Consider the following 21,591-nt stretch of genomic DNA (forward strand, 5'->3'; position numbering starts at 1 on the left):
GGAGCATTCATGCCGATTCAGGTTCTACCGCCGCAGCTTGCGAACCAAATCGCCGCCGGTGAGGTGGTGGAGCGCCCTGCGTCGGTGGTGAAGGAGCTGGTGGAAAACAGCCTCGATGCGGGCGCGACCCGCATTGATATTGATATCGAACGCGGTGGCGCAAAGCTGATTCGCATTCGTGACAACGGCTGCGGCATTAAAAAAGACGAGCTGGCGCTGGCGCTGGCCCGTCACGCTACCAGTAAAATAGCCTCTCTGGATGACCTGGAAGCGATTATCAGCCTCGGGTTTCGCGGCGAAGCGCTGGCCAGTATCAGCTCGGTTTCGCGTTTAACGCTCACTTCCCGCACCGCGGACCAGCAGGAGGCCTGGCAGGCATACGCCGAAGGGCGCGATATGGACGTGACGGTCAAACCCGCGGCGCACCCTGTCGGTACGACGCTTGAAGTATTAGATCTGTTCTACAACACGCCTGCCCGCCGCAAGTTTATGCGTACCGAAAAAACCGAGTTCGGGCATATCGACGAGATCATTCGGCGTATCGCGCTGGCCCGTTTCGATGTCACTATCAACCTCAGCCATAACGGTAAGGTGATGCGCCAGTATCGCGCGGTGGCAGAGGGGGGGCAGAAAGAGCGCCGTCTGGGGGCAATCTGCGGTACACCATTTCTGGAACAAGCGCTGGCTATTGAGTGGCAGCATGGCGATCTGGCGCTGCGCGGTTGGGTGGCTGACCCGAACGCCAGCAGCGCGGCGTTTGCGGAGATCCAGTATTGCTACGTGAACGGCCGCATGATGCGCGACCGTCTCATCAATCACGCCATTCGCCAGGCCTGCGAAGACAAGCTCGGGGCCGATCAGCAGCCCGCTTTCGTGCTTTATCTGGAGATTGACCCGCATCAGGTGGATGTGAACGTGCATCCTGCCAAGCATGAAGTGCGGTTCCACCAGTCGCGACTGGTGCATGATTTTATCTATCAGGCCGTGCTCAGCGTGCTGCAGCAGCAGGTAGAACCGACATTGCCGCTGGAACAGGCAGAACCTGCGCCGCGCCCGTTCCCGGAAAATCGTGTTGCTGCGGGCCGTAACCATTTTGCGGAGCCTGCCGTTGCACGGGAACCGGAAGCCCCGCGTTTCTCCTCAGCAGGAACTGCACCGCGCCCGACGGGGGCCAACTACCCGCATGCCCAGCCTGGCTATCAAAAGCAGCAGGGGGCGTTGTATCGCAAACTGCTGGAAACGCCGGCTGTAGAGCGTAAAGAATCCCTTCCGGCTCCTCAGCCTTCTCTGGACGGCCATAGCCAGAGTTTTGGCCGGGTGCTGACGATCATCGCGCCGGATATGGCACTGCTTGAACGTGACGGCAAATTGATGCTTCTGGCATTGCCGGTCGCTGAACGCTGGCTCAAACAGGTCCAGCTGACGCCGGGCGAAAATGCGGCCTGTGCGCAGCCGTTATTGATCCCGGTTCGCCTGAAAATATCCCCCGAAGAAACAAGGGTATTGCAGCGTGCAGAGCCGCAACTGGCGCAGATGGGGATTGAAATCGTGCTCGAACCACAACATGTGACAATTCGTGCAGTGCCTTTACCCTTACGCCAACAAAATTTACAAAACTTGATTCCTGAACTGATAGGCTACCTGGCGCAGCAAACATCGTTTGATGCCGCTAACACCGCGCAGTGGATCGCCCGCCATCTGGCCAGTGAACACGCGCCGTGGAGCATGGCACAGGCCATTAGCGTGCTGGCGGAGGTTGAACGCCTCTGTCCGCATCTGGTGAAAACGCCGCCGGGTGGGTTATTACAACCTGTTGATTTACAAACGGCGATGAACGCCCTGAAACATGATTGATGTCAGTAAGGCGAGCCTGCCTAAGGCAATTTTTTTAATGGGCCCAACGGCCTCCGGCAAAACGGCGCTCGCCATCGAGTTGCGTAAAGTTTTGCCTGTAGAGTTGATTAGCGTCGACTCCGCCCTCATCTATCGGGGGATGGATATCGGCACGGCGAAGCCTGACGCAGAAGAGCTGCGTGCGGCACCGCACCGTTTGCTGGATATTCTCGATCCGGCTCAGGCCTACTCCGCAGCGGATTTTCGCCGGGATGCCTTAGCCGAGATGGCCGAGATAACCGCGGCGGGACGTATACCGCTGTTGGTTGGCGGAACCATGCTCTATTTCAAGGCGTTGCTGGAGGGGCTCTCTCCTCTGCCATCAGCGGACCCGGAAATACGAGCAAAGATTGAGCAGCAGGCGGCAGAGCAGGGGTGGGACGTTTTGCATCAGCAACTGGCGGAGATTGACCCGGTAGCGGCAGCGCGAATCCATCCAAATGATCCGCAAAGGCTTTCCCGGGCACTGGAAGTTTTTTTCATTTCGGGTAAAACTTTAACGGAACTGACGCAAACGTCAGGAGACGCTCTGCCGTATCAGGTGCATCAGTTCGCCATCGCCCCGGCGAGCCGTGAACTGCTCCATCAACGAATTGAGCAGCGTTTTCATCAGATGTTAGCTTCAGATTTTGAAGCAGAAGTGCGGGCGTTATTTGCCCGTGGAGATTTGCATACGGACATGCCTTCCATTCGTTGTGTGGGATACCGCCAGATGTGGTCGTATCTTGAAGGTGAGATTTCATACGATGAAATGGTTTATCGAGGTGTTTGCGCCACGAGACAGTTAGCGAAGCGCCAGATCACCTGGTTGCGCGGTTGGGAGGGGGTTCACTGGCTAGACAGTGAAAAACCACAACAGGCGTTAAACGAAGTGATTGAGGTTGTTGGTGATATCGCTCACTGAATGTGTACAATTGAGTCGTATCGTGCGCAATTTTTCAGAATCGCAAGGTTCTAAGTACAAAACAAGCATATAAGGAAAAGATAGAATGGCTAAGGGGCAATCTTTACAAGATCCGTTCCTGAACGCATTGCGTCGGGAACGTGTTCCAGTTTCTATTTATTTGGTGAATGGTATTAAGCTGCAAGGTCAGATTGAGTCTTTCGATCAGTTCGTGATCCTGTTGAAAAACACGGTCAGCCAGATGGTCTACAAGCACGCTATCTCTACTGTTGTTCCGTCTCGTCCGGTCTCTCATCACAGCAATAACGCGGGCGGCGGCACGGGCAGTAACTACCATCATGGCAGTAACGCGCAGGGCTCTGCAGCGCCAGCGCAGGACAGCGAAGACACCGAATAAGGTTTCGCGCTGTTATCCACACGGGGAGCCAGCGATCCTGCGTTCCCCGCTGATCTTTTTTGAGGATTTTACGCTTGTTTGACCGTTATGATGCCGGTGAGCAGGCGGTGCTGGTACACATCTATTTTACGCAAGACAAAGATATGGAAGACCTCCAGGAGTTTGAATCTCTGGTCTCTTCCGCCGGTGTCGAAGCATTGCAGGTGATTACCGGTAGCCGTAAAGCGCCGCACCCAAAGTATTTTGTTGGTGAAGGTAAAGCAGTAGAAATTGCGGATGCCGTAAAAGCAACCGGCGCGTCAGTCGTGCTGTTTGACCATGCGTTGTCTCCGGCTCAGGAACGTAACCTGGAACGTCTTTGCGAATGCCGTGTTATCGATCGTACAGGGTTGATTTTAGATATTTTTGCTCAGCGTGCACGTACCCACGAAGGTAAGCTGCAGGTTGAGCTGGCGCAGTTGCGCCATCTGGCGACGCGGCTTGTGCGTGGCTGGACCCACCTTGAAAGACAGAAAGGCGGGATTGGTTTGCGCGGTCCGGGTGAGACCCAGCTCGAAACCGACCGTCGTTTACTGCGTGGCCGTATTACCCAGATCCTCTCACGTCTGGAACGCGTTGAGAAACAGCGTGAGCAAGGGCGCCGCGCGCGCTCAAAAGCCGACATCCCGACGGTGTCGCTGGTGGGGTATACCAACGCCGGTAAGTCCACCCTGTTTAACCAGATTACCGAGGCCCAGGTGTATGCCGCAGACCAGCTGTTTGCGACCCTGGACCCCACATTGCGTCGTATCGACGTAGCCGACGTCGGCGAGACGGTGCTGGCGGATACCGTTGGGTTTATCCGTCATCTGCCGCATGACCTGGTGGCGGCGTTTAAAGCCACCCTGCAGGAGACGCGACAGGCGACTCTGCTGGTGCACGTGATTGACGCGGCAGACGTCCGCGTGCAGGAGAACATCGACGCGGTAAACGTGGTGCTCGAAGAGATCGACGCCCACGAGATCCCAACCCTGTTGGTGATGAACAAGATCGATATGCTGGAGGATTTCGAGCCGCGTATCGACCGAGATGAAGAGAACAAACCGATTCGGGTCTGGCTTTCTGCCCAGTCCGGTATTGGTGTGCCACTGCTTTTCCAGGCTTTGACAGAACGTCTTTCCGGTGAGGTAGCCCAGCACACGCTGCGATTGCCGCCACAGGAAGGCAGGCTGCGCAGCCGGTTTTATCAGCTTCAGGCGATAGAAAAAGAGTGGATGGAGGATGACGGCAGCGTGGGGATGCAGGTGCGTATGCCGATCGTTGACTGGCGTCGCCTCTGTAAACAAGAACCTGCGCTGGCGGACTATATCGTCTGATCAGAAAGGGGATGCCTGAATAATTCGCCCTTGCATAACAAATATGGAGCATATACATGGCGTGGAATCAGCCCGGTAATAACGGACAGGACCGCGACCCGTGGGGAAGCAGCAATAATCAAGGCGGCAACTCTGGGGGAAATGGCAACAAAGGTGGTCGCGAGCAGGGGCCGCCAGATCTGGATGATATCTTCCGCAAGCTAAGCAAGAAGCTTGGTGGTCTTGGCGGAGGTAAAGGTTCTGGCTCAGGTGGGAATTCCACCCAGGGGCCGCGCCCGCAAATGGGTGGCCGCGTAGTGGGTATTGTTGCCGCTGCCGTGGTAATCATCTGGGCTGCTACCGGGTTCTACACCATTAAAGAAGCGGAACGCGGCGTGGTTACGCGTTTTGGTAAGTTCAGCCATCTGGTTGAGCCGGGTCTGAACTGGAAGCCGACCTTCATTGACGACGTGACCGCGGTTAACGTGGAATCGGTCCGTGAACTGGCGGCGTCTGGTGTGATGCTGACGTCTGATGAGAACGTGGTGCGCGTTGAGATGAACGTCCAGTACCGCGTCACCGATCCTGAACGTTATCTGTTTAGCGTGACCAGCGCCGATGATAGTCTGCGCCAGGCGACCGATAGCGCCCTGCGTGGGGTGATCGGTAAATACACCATGGACCGTATTCTGACTGAAGGTCGTACCGTTATTCGTAGCGATACCCAGCGTGAGCTGGAAGAGACCATTCGTCCGTACAACATGGGTATTACTCTGCTGGACGTCAACTTCCAGGCCGCTCGTCCGCCGGAAGAGGTGAAGGCCGCGTTTGATGACGCCATCGCCGCCCGTGAAAACGAACAGCAGTACATCCGTGAAGCGGAAGCGTACACCAACGAAGTTCAGCCGCGTGCTAACGGTCAGGCGCAGCGTATTCTTGAAGAAGCGCGTGCGTACAAGACCCAGACCATCCTGGAAGCCCAGGGTGAAGTGGCGCGCTTCGCGAAAATCCTGCCGGAATATAAGGCGGCTCCGGAAATTACCCGTGAGCGTCTCTATATCGAGACCATGGAAAAAGTGCTTAGCCACACGCGTAAAGTGCTGGTTAATGACAACAAAGGCGGAAACCTGATGGTGCTGCCACTGGATCAGATGCTTAAGGGCGGTTCAGCGCCGGCAGCGAAGGCTGACACCAACGGTGCCAACAACCTGCTGCGTCTGCCACCGGCGTCATCCGGTAGCACAAGCGCAACAACCACGTCTTCTTCGAACGATGGTGACATTATGGACCAACGCCGTGCTAACGCGCAGCGTAACGACTACCAGCGTCAGGGGGAATAAGGATGCGTAAGTCAGTTATTGCGATCATCATCATCGTACTGGTCGTGCTTTATACCTCTATCTTCGTCGTGAAAGAGGGTGAACGTGGGATTAAGTTCCAGTTCAGCAGCGTCGTCCGTGACAGTGATAAACGTCCGGTGATCTATGAGCCGGGCCTGCACTTCAAGGTGCCGTTCATTCAGTCGGTGAAAACGCTCGATGCGCGTATTCAGACCATGGATAACCAGGCCGACCGTTTCGTCACGAAAGAGAAGAAAGACCTGATCGTTGATTCCTATATCAAATGGCGCATCAGTGATTTCAGCCGTTACTTCCTGGCGACAGGCGGCGGCGACGTTTCTCAGGCGGAAGTGCTGTTGAAACGTAAGTTCTCTGACCGTCTGCGTTCTGAGATTGGTCGTCTGGATGTGAAGGATATCGTGACCGACTCCCGCGGTCGTCTGACCCTGGAAGTGCGTGATGCGCTGAACTCCGGTACAGCGGGCACGGAAGACGAAGTGGAAACGCCAGCGGCGGACGATGCGATCGCTAAAGCGGCAGAACGTGTTCAGGCTGAAACCAACGGCAAAGTGCCGGTGATCAACCCGAACAGTATGGCCGCGCTGGGTATCGAAGTGGTCGACGTGCGTATCAAGCAGATCAACCTGCCTGTGGAAGTGTCGGAGGCGATTTACAACCGTATGCGCGCTGAGCGTGAAGCGGTCGCCCGTCGTCACCGTTCACAGGGCCAGGAAGAGGCTGAGAAACTGCGTGCGGCAGCGGACTATGAAGTGACCAAGACGCTGGCGGAATCTGAGCGTCAGGGCCGTATTCTGCGCGGTGAAGGTGATGCGGAAGCCGCGAAGCTGTTCGCCGATGCGTTCAGCCAGGATCCAGACTTCTACGCCTTTATCCGTAGCCTGCGTGCTTACGAGAATAGCTTCCAGAGCAACCAGGATGTGATGGTGCTCAGCCCGGACAGCGATTTCTTCCGTTATATGAAGACGCCGACTAACGCAACGCGATAAACTCAGACTCGTTTGAGTATTCAAACCACCGCTTCCCATGGAGCGGTGGTTTTCTTTTATAAGGAATAAAAATGAATTCAACCATTTGGCTCGCGCTCGCGTTGGTGTTAGTGCTGGAAGGCCTTGGCCCGATGCTTTATCCGCGCGCGTGGCGTCGCATGATCGCGACGATGAGCCAACTTCCCGATAATATTTTGCGTCGTTTTGGCGGCGGTCTTGTGGTTGCTGGCATCGTGATCTACTACATGTTGAGGAAAACGATTGGCTGATCAAAAAGTGGTCTGATTTGGGATATTCTGAGGTCAAAAAGTGCTGTATATCTGAAAAAGCGATGGTAGAATCCATTTTTAAGCAAACGGTGATTTTGAAAAAAATGGGTAACAACGTCGTCGTACTGGGCACCCAATGGGGTGACGAAGGTAAAGGGAAGATTGTTGATCTTCTGACTGAACGGGCTAAATATGTTGTACGCTACCAGGGCGGTCACAACGCAGGCCATACTCTCGTAATCAACGGTGAAAAAACCGTCCTCCATCTTATTCCATCAGGCATTCTTCGCGAAAACGTCACCAGCATCATCGGTAACGGCGTTGTGCTGTCTCCAGCTGCGCTGATGAAAGAGATGAAAGGTCTGGAAGACCGTGGTATCCCTGTTCGCGAGCGCCTGCTGCTCTCCGAAGCCTGCCCGCTGATCCTGGATTATCACGTGGCGCTGGACGTTGCGCGTGAAAAAGCGCGCGGCGCGAAAGCGATCGGTACCACCGGTCGTGGTATCGGCCCGGCGTATGAAGATAAAGTGGCACGTCGCGGTCTGCGCGTAGGCGACCTCTTCGACAAAGCAACCTTCGCTGAAAAACTGAAAGAAGTGATGGAATATCACAACTTCCAGCTGGTGAACTTCTACAAAGCTGACGCTGTTGACTACCAGAAAGTGCTGGATGACGTCATGGCGATTGCAGACATTCTGACCGGTATGGTTGTTGATGTGTCCGATCTGCTGGACCAGGCGCGCAAGCGTGGCGATTTCGTCATGTTTGAAGGTGCGCAGGGTACGCTGCTGGACATCGACCACGGTACCTATCCGTACGTTACCTCCTCTAACACCACCGCAGGTGGCGTGGCGACCGGCTCTGGCCTGGGTCCACGTTATGTCGATTACGTACTGGGCATCATCAAAGCGTACTCCACTCGCGTGGGTGCGGGTCCATTCCCGACCGAACTGTTTGATGAAACCGGCGAGTTCCTGTGCAAGCAGGGTAACGAGTTTGGCGCGACCACCGGTCGTCGTCGTCGTACCGGCTGGCTGGATGCGGTTGCAGTGCGTCGTGCCGTGCAGATCAACTCCCTGTCTGGCTTCTGCCTGACCAAACTGGACGTCCTGGACGGCCTGAAAGAAGTGAAAATCTGCGTAGGCTACCGTATGCCAGATGGCCGCGAAGTGACCACCACTCCGCTGGCTGCTGACGACTGGGAAGGCATCGAGCCAATCTACGAAACCATGCCGGGCTGGTCTGAGACCACCTTCGGTGTGAAAGAGCGTAGCGGCCTGCCTCAGGCGGCGCTGAATTACATCAAGCGCATTGAAGAACTGACCGAAGTGCCGATTGACATTATCTCTACCGGCCCGGATCGTACTGAAACGATGATCCTGCGCGACCCGTTCGACGCATAATCTTCGTGAATACTGGCCTGCGGGGAGACCCGTAGGCCGGATAAGCGTAGCGCCATCCGGCGACCGCTCCTGGATCTCCGCTTTTTCGCCCCGTCTGTCAAATAAATTAGCCCCTAACTATCTGGCTGGTTTATCATCATTAATGAATATCTGTGCGGTTTGTCCGCGATTTCCCTTTTTCCTGAGGTTGATGTGCAGTTAACAAGTTTCACCGATTACGGCTTACGTGCGCTGATTTATATGGCGTCGTTACCCGATGGGAAAATGACCAGCATCTCTGAAGTCACAGAGGTCTACGGCGTATCCCGTAATCATATGGTCAAAATAATCAATCAACTTAGTCGTGCCGGATACGTTGCTGCCGTCCGCGGGAAGAATGGTGGGATCCGTCTCGGTAAACCGGCACAGAGCATTCGTGTTGGCGATGTGGTACGTGAACTGGAACCGCTCTCTCTGGTGAACTGCAGCAGTGAGTTCTGCCACATTACGCCCGCTTGCCGCCTGAAACAGGCGCTTTCTCAGGCCGTGCAACGTTTTCTCAAGGAACTGGACAACTACACGCTGGCCGATTTGGTTGAAGAGAATCAACCGCTTTATAAATTATTGCTGGTGGAATGAAGAAAATTTCCACCGGAGCTGACAACGGAGGAACCGACATGTCACACGATCCTTTCCAGGAACGCGAAGCCGAAAAATACGCGAATCCTATCCCCAGCCGCGAGTTCATCATTGAACACTTAACAAAACGCGAAAAACCCGCCAACCGTGAAGAACTTGCCGTTGAATTAAACATTGAAGGTGAAGAGCAAACTGAAGCGCTTCGCCGTCGCCTGCGCGCCATGGAGCGCGACGGGCAACTGGTCTTTACTCGCCGCCAGTGCTACGCGCTGCCGGAACGCCTCGATCTGCTGAAAGGGACCGTCATTGGTCACCGCGATGGCTTCGGCTTCCTGCGCGTTGAGGGGCGTAAAGACGATCTGTACCTCTCATCTGAACAGATGAAAATGTGCATCCACGGCGATCAGATCCTGGCGCAGCCGCTGGGCGCCGACCGTAAAGGTCGCCGCGAAGCGCGCGTCGTACGCGTTCTGGTGCCAAAAACCAGCCAGATTGTTGGCCGCTATTTTACCGACGCGGGCGTGGGCTTCGTGGTGCCGGACGACAGCCGTTTGAGCTTCGACATTCTGATCCCACCTGAAGAGGTGATGGGCGCACGCATGGGCTTCGTGGTGGTCGTTGAACTCACCCAGCGCCCAACCCGTCGTACCAAAGCGGTGGGTAAAATCGTCGAAGTGCTCGGTGACAACATGGGGACTACCATGGCCGTTGATATGGCGCTGCGTACCCATGAAATTCCGTATATCTGGCCGAAAGCGGTTGAAGAGCAGATCGAGAGCCTGCGTGAAGAAGTCCCGGAAGAGTCCAAAGTGGGCCGCGTGGATCTCCGCTCTCTGCCGCTGGTCACGATCGACGGTGAAGACGCTCGCGACTTCGATGACGCCGTCTACTGTGAGAAAAAGCGCGGCGGCGGCTGGCGTCTGTGGGTGGCAATTGCCGACGTAAGCTACTATGTTCGTCCGCATACCCCGCTGGATAACGAAGCGCGCAGCCGTGGTACCTCGGTCTACTTCCCGTCTCAGGTTGTGCCGATGCTGCCGGAGGTTCTGTCTAACGGCCTGTGCTCCCTGAACCCGCAGGTTGATCGCCTCTGTATGGTGTGTGAGATGACCATCTCCAACAAAGGGCGCTTAACCGGCTACAAGTTCTACGAAGCGGTAATGAGCTCGCATGCGCGCCTGACCTATACCAAGGTCTGGCATATGCTGCAGGGCGACCAGGATCTGCGCGAACAGTATGCGCCACTGGTCAAACACATCGAAGAGCTGCATAACCTCTACAAAACGCTGGATCAGGCGCGCGAGGAGCGCGGCGGGATCTCCTTTGAGAGCGAAGAGGCGAAGTTTATCTTCAACGCCGAACGTCGTATTGAGCGTATTGAACAGACCCAGCGTAACGACGCGCACAAGCTGATCGAAGAGTGTATGATTCTGGCGAACATCTCGGCGGCACGTTTCGTCGAAAAAGCCAAAGAGCCGGCGCTGTTCCGTATTCACGATAAGCCGTCGACGGAAGCCATCACCGCGTTCCGCTCCGTGCTGGCTGAACTGGGTCTGGAGCTGCCGGGTGGTAACAAACCTGAGCCGCGTGATTACGCTGAGCTGCTCGAGTCCATTGGCGACCGTCCGGATGCAGAAATGCTGCAGACGATGCTGTTGCGCTCAATGAAGCAGGCGATTTACGATCCGGAAAACCGCGGTCACTTCGGCCTGGCGCTGCAGTCTTACGCCCACTTTACGTCGCCGATCCGTCGTTATCCTGACCTCTCTCTGCACCGTGCTATCAAGTATCTGCTGGCGCAGGAGCAAGGCCATAAAGGAAACACCACTGAAACCGGTGGCTACCACTATTCGATGGAAGAGATGCTGCAGCTGGGTCAGCACTGCTCCATGACCGAGCGTCGGGCCGACGAAGCCACGCGTGACGTGGCGGACTGGCTGAAGTGTGACTTTATGCTGGACCAGGTGGGTAACATCTTCAAAGGCGTGATTGCCAGCGTGACCGGCTTTGGCTTCTTCGTTCGTCTGGATGAGCTGTTTATCGACGGTCTGGTGCACGTCTCCAGCCTGGATAACGACTATTACCGCTTTGACCAGGTCGGCCAGCGTCTGATTGGCGAATCGGGCGGTCAGACCTATCGTCTGGGCGACCGTGTGGAAGTGAAGGTCGAGGCGGTGAATATGGACGACCGTAAGATCGACTTCAGCCTGATCTCCAGCGAACGCGCGCCGCGTAACGTCGGTAAAACCGAGCGTGAAAGGGCGAAAAAAGGCGGCAACGGTAAAGCGAGCGGCAAGCGCCGTCAGGCCGGGAAGAAGGTGAACTTCGAGCCGGACAGCGCGTTCCGCGGCGAGAAAAAGCAGAAGCCGAAGGCGGCGAAGAAAGAAGCTCGCTCAGCGAAAAAGCCTTCCGCGAAGACGCAGAAAATAGCGGCTGCCACTAAAGCGAAGCGCGCAGCGAAGAAAAAGCAGGCGGAGTAAAATTCCCCTCACCCTGACCCTCTCCCCGAAGGGGAGAGGGAAAAGAACAGTCATAATGAGAACCATCAATGAGTGAAATGATTTACGGCATCCACGCGGTGCAGGCCCTTCTCGAGCGCGCGCCGGAGCGTTTTCAGGAAGTCTTTATTCTGAAAGGGCGTGAGGACAAACGTCTGATGCCGCTGATCCATGCCCTGGAAGCACAGGGTGTGGTGATCCAGCTGGCAAACCGCCAGTTCCTGGATGAGAAAAGCGAAGGCGCGGTTCACCAGGGGATCATCGCCCGTGTGAAGCCGGGTCGTCAGTATCAGGAAAACGATCTGCCGGATCTGATCGCTGAGCTGGAGAATCCGTTCTTCCTGATCCTCGATGGCGTAACCGATCCGCACAACCTCGGCGCGTGTCTGCGCAGCGCGGATGCGGCGGGTGTGCACGCGGTGATCGTGCCGAAAGACCGTTCTGCACAACTGAACGCGACGGCGAAGAAAGTGGCCTGCGGCGCGGCGGAAAACGTTCCGCTTATCCGCGTGACCAACCTGGCACGCACCATGCGTATGCTGCAGGAAGAGAACATCTGGATCGTCGGTACTGCAGGTGAAGCGGATCATACCCTGTACCAGAGCAAAATGACTGGCCGTCTGGCGCTGGTGATGGGGGCGGAAGGCGAAGGTATGCGTCGTCTGACCCGTGAGCATTGTGACGAGCTGATCAGCATCCCGATGGCGGGCAGCGTGTCCTCCCTGAACGTTTCTGTTGCAACGGGCATCTGTCTGTTTGAAGCGGTGCGTCAGCGTAGCTGATTTTCGCCTGGTGGCGCTTCGCTTACCGGGCCTACGGTTTTGTAGGCCGGGTAAGGCGAAGCCGCCACCCGGCAAAACAACCTCACTCCTCTAACGACCGCAAATGGTCATCCTTCCTCAGCGTCATCAGCGCGACAATACTCACTACCGCCGTCGCCATCACGTAATACGCCGGAATATTCAGGTTGCCCGTTTCTTTAATCAGGCCGGTGATAATCAGCCCCGCACAGCCCGAGAAAATTGCATTCGACAGGGAGTAAGCCAGCCCAAGCCCGGTATAGCGCACGCGCGTCGGGAACATCTCAGAGAGCATTGCCGGCCCCGGCCCTGCCAGCATGCCTACCAGACCGCCTGCAATCAGGACCACGACTGTCTTCACCGCCAGGGTGCTGGACTCCGCCTGCAGAATTTTCAGCAGCGGCAGAGCGAGGATCAGCAGCAAAACAGTGGCGATAATCATCACCGTGCGGCGGCCAATTCTGTCGCTCAGGATCCCTGACGGAATAATCGTCAGCGCAAAACCTATATTCGAAATTACCGCGATCAGCAGCGCCTGGTTAAACCCGGTATGCAGGGCTGACTGCAGATAGGTCGGCATAATCACCAGATAGGTGTACCCCGCTGCGGACCACACCATTACCCGGCCAATTCCCAACATGATGGCTTTCAGCGTGGCGACGGTATCCGCCTGAGGGGCAACCGGTTTTCCCTGCTGCTGCACAAAGCCTGGCGTCTCTTCCATACTGACACGTAGCCACAGCGCCACGATACCCATAGGCAACGCCAGGAAGAATGGAATGCGCCAGCCCCAGTCGTGCAGGGCTTCCGGCGTGAGGAGGGCGGAGAGCAGCGCCACAATGCCTGCGCCCGCTAACAAGCCCAGCGCCACGGTGAAGGACTGCCACGCGCCGTACAGGCCGCGTTTGCCGCGCGGGGCGAACTCGGTCATCAGTGAGACCGCACCGCCGTACTCACCGCCCGCGAACAACCCCTGCAGGATGCGCAGGAGCGTGATAATGAGCGGCGCGGCAATGCCAATGCTGGCATAGACCGGGACCATACCGATGGCGGCGGTGGCGAGCGTCATCAACACCAGCACAATAATCAGCGTCGGCTTTCGGCCAATCCGGTCGCCGATGCGACCAAACACCACCGCCCCCAGCGGACGGAAGAAGAAAGCGATGGCAAACGAGGCGTAGGTGAGGATCAGGCTGGTCAACCCCGCTTCGCCTTCAAGCTGGAAGAAATTCTTCGCAATGACGGTTGCGAGAAAACCATAGACCGCAAACTCATACCACTCGATAAAATTACCAATGGAGCCTGCAATTAATGCTCGCTTGTGCGCATCCGGTTGCATAACTTTCCTCACTGAAAGGGGGGGGGAATAAATTATTCAACAAAGAAGAGGTGGTGAAATAGTTTATTCTTATGTTCTGTGAGCTATTTCACGAATGATATCAGCGGGATCGCTACTGTGTGACCGCACTCCCATGCAGCGTTATCGGGGTCTGTCCATACTTACCTTCATTGCCACTGAAGGAGGGAAACAGCATGCACTGGCAGACCCATACCGTTTTTAATCAACCTTCACCACTCTCTAACAGCAACCTTTTCCTTTCTGATTGTGCCCTGCGTGACGCGGTGACCCGCGAAGGTGCTGAGTGGGATATTGAGCTTCTCGCCAGCATCGGCCAGCAGTTAGGTACTGCGGAATCGCTGGAGCTGGGCAGGCTGGCGAACGTGAATCCGCCGGAGTTATTGCGCTATGACCCCACCGGGGAGCGGCTGGATGACGTCCGCTTTCACCCGGCGTGGCACTTGCTGATGCAGGGACTGTGTGCCAACCGCGTACATAACCTCGCATGGGAAGAGGAAGCGCGTAAAGGCTCCTTTGTCGCCAGGGCCGCGCGGTTTGTGCTGCATGCGCAGGTGGAAGCCGGAACGCTGTGCCCCGTCACCATGACGTTTGCCGCCACACCGCTGCTGCAACAGGCACTACCTGAACCTTTCCGGCACTGGCTGACGCCATTACTGAGCGATCGCTACGATCCCCATCTCGCTCCGGCGGGGCAAAAACGCGGGCTGCTGATCGGCATGGGGATGACGGAAAAACAGGGCGGCTCAGACGTGCTCAGCAACACCACCAAAGCGGAGAAATGTAGCGACGGCAGCTACCGGCTGGTGGGGCATAAATGGTTTTTCTCCGTCCCGCAAAGCGATGCCCATCTGGTGCTGGCGCAGGCAAAAGGCGGGCTATCCTGCTTTTTTGTTCCGCGCTTTTTGCCTGACGGACAGCGCAACGCCGTGCGGCTGGAGCGCCTTAAGGACAAGCTCGGCAACCGCTCGAATGCCAGCAGCGAGGCAGAGTTTCTCGACGCCTCCGGCTGGCTACTGGGGGAAGAGGGCGAAGGGGTTCGGCAGATACTGAAAATGGGCGGGCTGACGCGCTTTGACTGCGCGCTGGGGAGCCACGGACTGATGCGTCGGGCGCTCTCGGTGGCGCTGTATCACGCCCATCAGCGGCAGACGTTCGGCAAAAACCTCATCGACCAGCCATTAATGCGCGAGGTCTTAAGCCGAATGGCGCTGATGCTGGAGGGGCAAACGGCGCTGCTGTTCCGTCTGGCCCGGGCGTGGGATAAACGAGCCGATCCGCAGGAGGCTGCCTGGGCGCGGCTGTTTACCCCGGCGGCGAAATTTAGCGTGTGTAAAGCGGGCATTCCGTTTGTGGCGGAAGCGATGGAGGTGCTGGGGGGCGTCGGATATTGCGAGGAGAGTGAACTTCCCCGTCTGTACCGCGAGATGCCCGTGAACAGCATCTGGGAAGGGTCAGGCAATATCATGTGTCTGGACGTGCTGCGGGTGCTGGCGAAGCAGCCGGGTATACACGACCTGCTTGCCGATGAGTTTGCGCAGGTAAAAGGGCAGGACAGACACTTCGACCGCAGCTGGCGACAGCTTCAGCAAAAACTGCGTAAGCCGCAGGAGGCACAGGGCAGGGAGATTGCTCAACAGCTCTTTTTACTGGGCGCCGGTAGCCAAATGCTGCGGCACGCGTCGCCCCCGGTGGCGCAGGCGTGGTGCCGCATGATGCTGGATACTCGCGGCGGTACGCTGATGAGCGAGCAGGTACAAAGTGACCTGCTGCTGCGCGCCACGGGTAGGGTTGGCTAGTTTTTAAGCTGGAACAGACTCACCAGTTCGGTCAGATGTGAGCCCTTCTCGCGCAGCGTTTGTGCGGTTTGTTCGCTGCGTGAGATGCGATCGGCATTGATATGCGACGCTTCGCCAATATGGGTCATGGCGAGATTCACCTGGCCTATGCCTGCGGATTGCTCGCGTGAGGCATGGTTAATCTCGGTGACCAGCTGGCTGATGTTATCGATATGAACGATGATGGCATCCATCGCCAGGCGCGTCTGTTCAGACAGCGCGTGACCCTCGCTCACTTTCCTGAGGGTATCGCCAATCAGCTGTTCAATCTCCTTCACTGCATTCGCACTACGCCCCGCCAGGGCACGAACTTCCTGCGCGACGACCGCAAACCCTTTACCGTGCTCGCCAGCGCGGGCCGCTTCCACTGCCGCATTCAGCGCCAGAATATTGGTCTGAAAAGCGATGGACTCGATCACGCGGGTGATGTCTTCAATGCGTTTTGACGCTTCGCGAATGTCATCCATGGTCGACACGGCGTGGGCGACGGTTTCCCCCCCCTGATGGACCGCGAGCGAGGTTTCACCCACCAGCTGCTGCGTTTGCTCCATGTTGGCGGCATTTTGCTGTACGGTCGCGGCCAGTTGCTCCATGCTGGCGGAGGTCTCTTCCACGCTGCTCGCCTGCTTGTTGATCTGCTCTGAAATCTCCCCGGTATCGGAGGCCAGCGCGTTGGTGCCCAAATGGATCTCACCTGCAGCTTCGCGAACCTGCAGCACAATTTTTTGCAGGCCGCCGCCGATGCCGTTGATGGCATCGATCAACTGCCCGACCTCGTCCTGTCGCGTCACGGGCAGGCTGGAGCGGAGATCGCCCGCGGCATATTGCCGGGCAAGATGGATCACGTTGCGCAGCGGCCGGGTCAGCATCCGGCGAATAAGCACCACGAACAGGGCTGCAAAGAGAATGGATAAGACCACGCCAGCCAGCAGGAAACGGTCGCGCATGGCGTTGACGCTTGCGAGCAGCACCGATTTATCCACTTCACCCACGATAGTCCAGTTCCAGCCTGGCAGCGGGGTGTACGCCATTTTCAGCGTGCGTCCATCGTCGCTTGTGCGTTCCAGCGTGCCAGGTTTGTCACCCAGCAGCTGTTGCTGCGTCGCGACGTCCCACCTGGGCAATTGCCCCTCTTCCGTGGTGTGGAACAGATATTGCCCGCGGGTTTTGCCGTTGCTGCGATCCAGCACAAAGAAATGACCGCTCTCGCCCAGGCGGCGGTTCAGGATTTTCTCGCGCATGACGCCCCAGGAGTGAGAGATGTCCACCCCGACAAAGACAATCGCAATGACCTGCCCTTCGGCATTTTTAACCGGCTGGTACTGAGTGATGTAGCGCTTGCCAAATAACAGGGCCAGGCCGCGGTAGACTTCACCTTTGTTAACGGCGGCAAAGGCCGGACTGGAGGCATCCAGAACGGTACCCATCGCCCGATCGCCATTCTCTTTGCGCAGGGACGTGGCGACGCGGACAAAGTCATTACCGCTGCGTACAAACAGCGTGGAAATGGCGCCTGTACGGTTCAGGAAATCGTCCGACAGGGTGTTGTTTTCATGCAGTCCGGTTTCTCCCCCTTTCAGCAGTGGAACGCTGAGCCCATTAATCGTCTGGGGTTGAGAAGCATCAATGCTCAGAGGCTGCGGTAAAAAGGTGGTAAACAGCCGGGTATAGCTCTCCACTTCTTCACTCAGGCTGGTGTTAAACATCTGCACCATGTCGACCATACCGGTGGACTGATTATGCAGATCCTCTACCGCAAGGGCTTCAAGCTGCTGGCTGGCTTTTTGGCTGAGCAGAAAAGTGAACAGCAGAAATAGCGTGGCGACACTGACGCCTGTAAGTAGCGATAGCTTCGCCCCCAGGCCTGCACGGCGAAAAACAGTGATCATAAATTGCTCATTATTGAAAAGGTATGGTTCTTCAACGGCAGAGCAGAGATTACGTTTACTAAATTAGTGTAACAAAATGTTATTTTATTGTTGTTAATTGGTTTTATCGGAGATAAAAAATTTGCAAAAACGAAAAGCCACTAAAAATAAGTGGCTTTTATCAGGAAGGGATTATACGTAGAGAATGGCCTGTACCCGCCAGTGGTCAATATGGTTATCTTCCTGCATCTGGATGATGCGATACCAGGAAGCACCCTGCTCATCGGCCTTTAATGCCACGACACGTTCAACGTCCTGCGGGCTCCCCGAGATATTATTCACGGAGATCTGGCCAATTTCATTCAGGCCAGTCACACAATCAGCACTGGCGAATTCTGCCGACTGCGCGGTTGTGCTCACCAGGCCTGCTGAGAGCAACAGAGAGGTCAAAGCAAGAGTTCGTTTCATCGTCAGCTCCATTTCACATATCTCCGGTATCCGCCGGGCAATCCTTCGCGAATAAACTCCCTTCCATTGACGCGGTCGTGGAGTTTATTGTGGACAGGAAAATGTCTATGGACGCAAAGCAGTGTAAATGTCGTTCAAAGGAAAACCATTATTTACGGTACAAAATTGCCTGTGAGTACCACTGTCCCGTTATGATGGTTTCGTCGATCATAATGATGACGTAGTAATCTGCTTTGGCGGCGACGGCTTGTGCTTTTATTGCCTCTTCTGCGTCATCCGGAGAACCGCGAACCAGCGCGGAGACGGTGCCCATTCGTTGTAATCCTTCCGTCTGATTACGACGAATCTCCTGTGGATGATCGGCGACCGGTGGAGCGGGCTGCGGCGTACCCTGCAGCGCGCTACAGCCACTGAGCAGAAACACCAGCAATAAAGCAGCAAACCTGCGCATAACCATATCTCGTTTCCTGATAGCCATAGTGTAGTTGTCTGTGAATTGAGTTTGCGGGGGAATGTTCCCGAAGTGTTAGCTGGGACGTATATTTCGAATGAAAATGACGTGAAAGCGTAACCCAGTTCTCAACATTATGAATCATACATTCGCAGAGGGTCGACAATGATTGAAATTGAAATACGCCACCTCGGCGACCATGAGATTTTACACGCGACGCCCGCGGGCAAACGTGATAAACCCCTACCGGTTGTCGTTTTCTATCACGGGTTTACGTCATCAAAGCTGGTTTACAGTTATTTTGCAGTGGCGCTGGCGCAGGCGGGGTTTCGGGTAGTGATGCCGGATGCTCCCGACCACGGCGCACGCTTCACGGGCGATGAACAGGCGCGGCTTGGGCGGTTCTGGCACATTCTTCACGGCAGTTTGACCGAGTTTGCCGGGTTGCGTGATGCGCTTTATGCGGCCGGGCTGGTGGCCGACAATCGACTGGCCGTGGCCGGGGCGTCGATGGGGGGGATGGCCGCGCTGGGGATTATGACGCATCATCCTGACGTGACGTCCGTCGCCTGTCTGATGGGCTCGGGCTATTTTACGTCGCTGGCGAAGACCCTTTTCCCCCCTCAGGATGTCGCGGAAGTGACGGCGAAGCTGGCAGAGTGGGAGGTGACCCGGGCATTGCCACGTCTGGCCGATCGCCCGCTGCTGCTGTGGCACGGTGATGCGGATGATGTGGTACCGCCCGAAGGCACTTTCCGTCTACAGCAGGCGTTAAAGCATGAAGGACGGGACGGTAATCTGACGTGCCTGTGGGAAGCGGGCGTCCGCCACCGCATCACGCCAACGGCGCTGGACGCCACGGTAGCGTTTTTCCACCAGCACCTTTAAACGCGCAGGATTTTTACGCCCTGATCCTCCAGCTTCTGGAGGATTTCCGGGTTGGCGCCTTTGCCGGTGATCACCATGTCGATCTGCTCGGCGCGGCTGAATAACATCCCTGCGCGCTCGCCCACTTTGCTGCTGTCGACCAGCACCACGAGCTTGCCCACGACGTTGAGCATGTTTTGTTCCGCCATGGCGGTCAACATATCGGTTTTATACAGGCCATCCGCGGTCAGGCCTTTGCCGCTGGTAAACATCCAGTGTCCGGCATAGAGACTGTTTTCGCTGTCCTGCGGGCTGAGCGTAATGGACTGACTCTTGTTGTACTGGCCGCCCATGATCACCACGCTCTCGTGCTCCTGATCGATCAGATAGTTAGCGAGCGGTAAGTAGTTAGTGATGATTTGCACCGGCTTGCCGCACATTTCGCGACCCAGCAGAAACGCCGTGGAGCCGCAGTTGATGACCACACTCTCGCCGGGATTCACCAGCTGTGACGCGGCTCTGGCAATTCGCACTTTTTCATCATGATTTTGTGCCTGATGGATATTCATCGGGGTCCAGCGAGGGCGCTGCTGGCTGATGGCCTCTGCCCCATTGCGGACCTTTTTCAGTTTGCCGCTTTCGTCCAGCTTGTTGATATCCCGCCGCGCCGTTGCCGGGGAGATCCCTAAACGTTCGATCACTTTCTCGACGGTGACGAACCCTGTTTGCGCCAGGAGTTCCAGGAGAATTTGATGCCGTTGCGCTTCCGTCATGAGCTATTCCGATAAGAATTGATTTGAAAAGATAATATTTGAAATAGCCTGAAAATACTAAAAGAAATATGGCCTCGCCAGGCATCCTGTCTGGCGAGGCGGCTGCACAATCAGAGGAAGGACTTGAATGGCAGGTCAGGCTCAATGGTGAAGCAATCATCGAAACCACGCGGGTAGTGATATTCGAGATTATCTTTGTCCAGCGGCCAGGTGAATTTGCCGCCGACCTGCCAGATGAACGGCTTAAAGCCATACTTCAGGCGATCTTTCTTCATCTCCCACAATACGCGGATTTCCTGCGGATCGGCCTGGAAATTCGACCAGATATCATGGTGGAACGGGATCACCACTTTGGTGTTCAGTGCTTCCGCCATGCGCAGCATATCGGCGCTGGTCATCTTGTCAGTAATACCGCGCGGGTTCTCGCCGTAGGAGCCCAGCGCCACATCAATCTGATGTTCGTTACCGTGCTTCGCATAGTAATTAGAGTAGTGAGAGTCACCGCTGTGGTAGAGGGAACCGCCAGGGGTTTTAAACAGATAGTTGACTGCACGCTCATCCATACCGTCTGGCAAAACGCCCGCGGCCTTTTGATCGGCTGGCAGGGTAATCAATGCGGTACGGTCAAAGGCATCCAGCGCATGGATTTCAATGTCTTTGATTTTCACCACGTCGCCTGGCTTCATCACGATGCAACGCTCTTTTGGCACTCCCCAGCCGACCCATAAATCCACGCAGGTCTGCGGCCCGATAAACGGCACGTTGTCAGGGCAGTTTTGCATCACAGCCGCCGCCACGTTGACGTCGATATGATCGTTATGATCGTGAGTGGAGAGCACGGCATCGATCTGGCGAATCGCAAAGGGATCAAGCACAAACGGTGTCGTACGCAGGTTCGGCTGTAGTTTTTCGACACCCGCCATGCGCTGCATCTGATGCCCTTTTTTCATCAGCGGGTTGCCGTGGCTCTGTTTGCCCGTGCCGCACCAGAAATCGACACAGATATTCGCGCCACCCTCTGATTTCAGCCAGATGCCGGTGCAACCCAACCACCACATTGCAAAGGTACCAGGAGCCACGTTTTCCTGTTCGATCTCTTCATTCAGCCAGCTACCCCATTCCGGGAAGGTGCTCAGAATCCATGATTCACGGGTGATGGTGTTCACTTTACTCATCGTTTTCACTCCTGCTTTAATCAAAAGTAATCATGTGGTGATTTGTTGTGATTAATGCTGGCATCCTTTTACGCACTTTGCAATGGTGAAAATGCGGAACTTTATCTGTTCTACTTCACGGTTTTGCCGCTTTCACCTTGTTAAACGAGTTCGTGATAGAAATTAATCGATTGAATTATATGGGTTAATTTGATTTTTCGATGCGAATGAAAAAGCCATCACTAACTGCATGGAAATAATTTGCGGGATACGTCACAAATAATCAAATGCAATCTTGTGGTGATTATTTGTGATTAATAGAGTGATGACACCAACCTCACAGGGATTGCCC

The 21,591-nt window shown here is 55.9% G+C and carries 19 protein-coding genes; 13 read left to right on the forward strand and 6 right to left on the reverse strand.

Annotated elements, in window-relative coordinates; all coding sequences use genetic code 11:
- Nucleotides 1-9 precede the first annotated feature (9 nt).
- The 11 genes from mutL (at nucleotide 10) to rlmB (ending at nucleotide 12,445) form a co-directional block, all read left to right on the forward strand.
- Nucleotides 10-1,854 carry a DNA mismatch repair endonuclease MutL gene (mutL, locus tag GM298_RS16770; RefSeq protein WP_266154632.1) on the forward strand — a complete coding sequence of 615 codons (1,845 nt, stop codon included), beginning with the start codon at nucleotides 10-12 and terminating at the stop codon, nucleotides 1,852-1,854.
- The gene (miaA, locus tag GM298_RS16775; RefSeq protein WP_025758256.1) at nucleotides 1,847-2,797 is read left to right on the forward strand and encodes a tRNA (adenosine(37)-N6)-dimethylallyltransferase MiaA; all 951 of its coding nucleotides are present in this window, start codon (nucleotides 1,847-1,849) and stop codon (nucleotides 2,795-2,797) included. The genes mutL and miaA overlap by 8 nt, the downstream gene beginning before the upstream one ends.
- Nucleotides 2,798-2,882: 85 nt before the next feature.
- Complete coding sequence (hfq, locus tag GM298_RS16780) at nucleotides 2,883-3,194, forward strand: RNA chaperone Hfq (RefSeq protein WP_266154633.1); 312 nt, start codon at nucleotides 2,883-2,885, stop codon at nucleotides 3,192-3,194.
- Between the two features lie 74 nt (nucleotides 3,195-3,268).
- Entirely contained in the window at nucleotides 3,269-4,549 is a 1,281-nt protein-coding gene (gene hflX / locus GM298_RS16785; protein WP_045284415.1) for a ribosome rescue GTPase HflX, read from the forward strand.
- 56 nt (nucleotides 4,550-4,605) lie between these two features.
- Nucleotides 4,606-5,868, forward strand: coding sequence for an FtsH protease activity modulator HflK (gene hflK, locus GM298_RS16790; protein WP_266154635.1), 1,263 nt, complete (start codon nucleotides 4,606-4,608; stop codon nucleotides 5,866-5,868).
- 2 nt (nucleotides 5,869-5,870) lie between these two features.
- Nucleotides 5,871-6,875 (forward strand): protease modulator HflC, encoded by a 1,005-nt coding sequence (hflC, locus tag GM298_RS16795; RefSeq protein ID WP_025758262.1) that lies wholly within the window; start codon nucleotides 5,871-5,873, stop codon nucleotides 6,873-6,875.
- Between the two features lie 71 nt (nucleotides 6,876-6,946).
- Nucleotides 6,947-7,144, forward strand: coding sequence for a DUF2065 domain-containing protein (locus GM298_RS16800; protein ID WP_003855996.1), 198 nt, complete (start codon nucleotides 6,947-6,949; stop codon nucleotides 7,142-7,144).
- Nucleotides 7,145-7,248: 104 nt separating this feature from the next.
- On the forward strand, nucleotides 7,249-8,547 hold the full coding sequence (locus tag GM298_RS16805) for an adenylosuccinate synthase (RefSeq protein ID WP_045284473.1): 1,299 nt from the start codon (nucleotides 7,249-7,251) through the stop codon (nucleotides 8,545-8,547).
- Nucleotides 8,548-8,739: 192 nt separating this feature from the next.
- Entirely contained in the window at nucleotides 8,740-9,165 is a 426-nt protein-coding gene (gene nsrR, locus GM298_RS16810) for a nitric oxide-sensing transcriptional repressor NsrR (protein WP_025758264.1), read from the forward strand.
- Between the two features lie 38 nt (nucleotides 9,166-9,203).
- The gene (rnr, locus tag GM298_RS16815) at nucleotides 9,204-11,645 is read left to right on the forward strand and encodes a ribonuclease R (protein WP_045284416.1); all 2,442 of its coding nucleotides are present in this window, start codon (nucleotides 9,204-9,206) and stop codon (nucleotides 11,643-11,645) included.
- Nucleotides 11,646-11,713: 68 nt separating this feature from the next.
- Nucleotides 11,714-12,445, forward strand: a complete 732-nt coding sequence (gene rlmB / locus GM298_RS16820) for a 23S rRNA (guanosine(2251)-2'-O)-methyltransferase RlmB (RefSeq protein ID WP_025758266.1) — start codon at nucleotides 11,714-11,716, stop codon at nucleotides 12,443-12,445.
- Nucleotides 12,446-12,527: 82 nt separating this feature from the next.
- Here the strand turns inward: rlmB and GM298_RS16825 are convergent, their stop codons facing one another.
- Nucleotides 12,528-13,802: an MFS transporter gene (locus GM298_RS16825; protein WP_025758268.1), complete on the reverse strand. Its 1,275-nt coding sequence runs from the start codon at nucleotides 13,800-13,802 to the stop codon at nucleotides 12,528-12,530.
- A gap of 194 nt (nucleotides 13,803-13,996) precedes the next feature.
- Between GM298_RS16825 and GM298_RS16830 the strand changes: the two genes are divergently transcribed.
- Entirely contained in the window at nucleotides 13,997-15,619 is a 1,623-nt protein-coding gene (locus tag GM298_RS16830; protein ID WP_208282955.1) for an isovaleryl-CoA dehydrogenase, read from the forward strand.
- Here the strand turns inward: GM298_RS16830 and GM298_RS16835 are convergent.
- From GM298_RS16835 to bsmA, 3 genes are all read right to left on the reverse strand, one after another.
- The gene (locus GM298_RS16835; RefSeq protein ID WP_266154640.1) at nucleotides 15,616-17,547 is read right to left on the reverse strand and encodes a methyl-accepting chemotaxis protein; all 1,932 of its coding nucleotides are present in this window, start codon (nucleotides 17,545-17,547) and stop codon (nucleotides 15,616-15,618) included. The two genes, GM298_RS16830 and GM298_RS16835, sit on opposite strands and share 4 nt — an antisense overlap.
- Before the next feature lie 171 nt (nucleotides 17,548-17,718).
- The gene (yjfN, locus tag GM298_RS16840) at nucleotides 17,719-18,006 is read right to left on the reverse strand and encodes a DUF1471 family protease activator YjfN (protein ID WP_021240708.1); all 288 of its coding nucleotides are present in this window, start codon (nucleotides 18,004-18,006) and stop codon (nucleotides 17,719-17,721) included.
- Between the two features lie 136 nt (nucleotides 18,007-18,142).
- Nucleotides 18,143-18,472: a biofilm peroxide resistance protein BsmA gene (gene bsmA, locus GM298_RS16845; protein ID WP_025758271.1), complete on the reverse strand. Its 330-nt coding sequence runs from the start codon at nucleotides 18,470-18,472 to the stop codon at nucleotides 18,143-18,145.
- A gap of 138 nt (nucleotides 18,473-18,610) precedes the next feature.
- Here bsmA and yjfP point away from each other — a divergent pair, with 138 nt between their 5' ends.
- Nucleotides 18,611-19,333, forward strand: a complete 723-nt coding sequence (yjfP, locus tag GM298_RS16850) for an esterase (RefSeq protein WP_266154642.1) — start codon at nucleotides 18,611-18,613, stop codon at nucleotides 19,331-19,333.
- Here the strand turns inward: yjfP and ulaR are convergent.
- Entirely contained in the window at nucleotides 19,330-20,085 is a 756-nt protein-coding gene (gene ulaR / locus GM298_RS16855; RefSeq protein ID WP_045284422.1) for an HTH-type transcriptional regulator UlaR, read from the reverse strand. The two genes, yjfP and ulaR, sit on opposite strands and share 4 nt — an antisense overlap.
- 110 nt (nucleotides 20,086-20,195) lie before the next feature.
- Nucleotides 20,196-21,260, reverse strand: coding sequence for an L-ascorbate 6-phosphate lactonase (gene ulaG, locus GM298_RS16860; RefSeq protein ID WP_047957597.1), 1,065 nt, complete (start codon nucleotides 21,258-21,260; stop codon nucleotides 20,196-20,198).
- Between the last annotated feature and the right edge of the window lie 331 nt (nucleotides 21,261-21,591).

Origin of the sequence: Enterobacter sp. HSTU-ASh6, assembly GCF_026319105.1 — a bacterium.
GTDB lineage: Bacteria > Pseudomonadota > Gammaproteobacteria > Enterobacterales > Enterobacteriaceae > Enterobacter > Enterobacter sichuanensis.

Bases quoted from the DNA above. Each gene is read 5' to 3' on its own strand.
- mutL (WP_266154632.1), top strand. From the start codon at position 10: ATGCCGATTCAGGTTCTACCGCCGCAGCTTGCGAACCAAATCGCCGCC.
- miaA (WP_025758256.1), top strand. From the start codon at position 1,847: ATGATTGATGTCAGTAAGGCGAGCCTGCCTAAGGCAATTTTTTTAATG.
- hfq (WP_266154633.1), top strand. From the start codon at position 2,883: ATGGCTAAGGGGCAATCTTTACAAGATCCGTTCCTGAACGCATTGCGT.
- hflK (WP_266154635.1), top strand. From the start codon at position 4,606: ATGGCGTGGAATCAGCCCGGTAATAACGGACAGGACCGCGACCCGTGG.
- hflC (WP_025758262.1), top strand. From the start codon at position 5,871: ATGCGTAAGTCAGTTATTGCGATCATCATCATCGTACTGGTCGTGCTT.
- GM298_RS16800 (WP_003855996.1), top strand. From the start codon at position 6,947: ATGAATTCAACCATTTGGCTCGCGCTCGCGTTGGTGTTAGTGCTGGAA.
- GM298_RS16805 (WP_045284473.1), top strand. From the start codon at position 7,249: ATGGGTAACAACGTCGTCGTACTGGGCACCCAATGGGGTGACGAAGGT.
- rnr (WP_045284416.1), top strand. From the start codon at position 9,204: ATGTCACACGATCCTTTCCAGGAACGCGAAGCCGAAAAATACGCGAAT.
- rlmB (WP_025758266.1), top strand. From the start codon at position 11,714: ATGAGTGAAATGATTTACGGCATCCACGCGGTGCAGGCCCTTCTCGAG.
- GM298_RS16825 (WP_025758268.1), bottom strand. From the start codon at position 13,802: ATGCAACCGGATGCGCACAAGCGAGCATTAATTGCAGGCTCCATTGGT.
- GM298_RS16830 (WP_208282955.1), top strand. From the start codon at position 13,997: ATGCACTGGCAGACCCATACCGTTTTTAATCAACCTTCACCACTCTCT.
- GM298_RS16835 (WP_266154640.1), bottom strand. From the start codon at position 17,547: ATGATCACTGTTTTTCGCCGTGCAGGCCTGGGGGCGAAGCTATCGCTA.
- yjfN (WP_021240708.1), bottom strand. From the start codon at position 18,006: ATGGAGCTGACGATGAAACGAACTCTTGCTTTGACCTCTCTGTTGCTC.
- bsmA (WP_025758271.1), bottom strand. From the start codon at position 18,472: ATGGCTATCAGGAAACGAGATATGGTTATGCGCAGGTTTGCTGCTTTA.
- yjfP (WP_266154642.1), top strand. From the start codon at position 18,611: ATGATTGAAATTGAAATACGCCACCTCGGCGACCATGAGATTTTACAC.
- ulaR (WP_045284422.1), bottom strand. From the start codon at position 20,085: ATGACGGAAGCGCAACGGCATCAAATTCTCCTGGAACTCCTGGCGCAA.
- ulaG (WP_047957597.1), bottom strand. From the start codon at position 21,260: ATGAGTAAAGTGAACACCATCACCCGTGAATCATGGATTCTGAGCACC.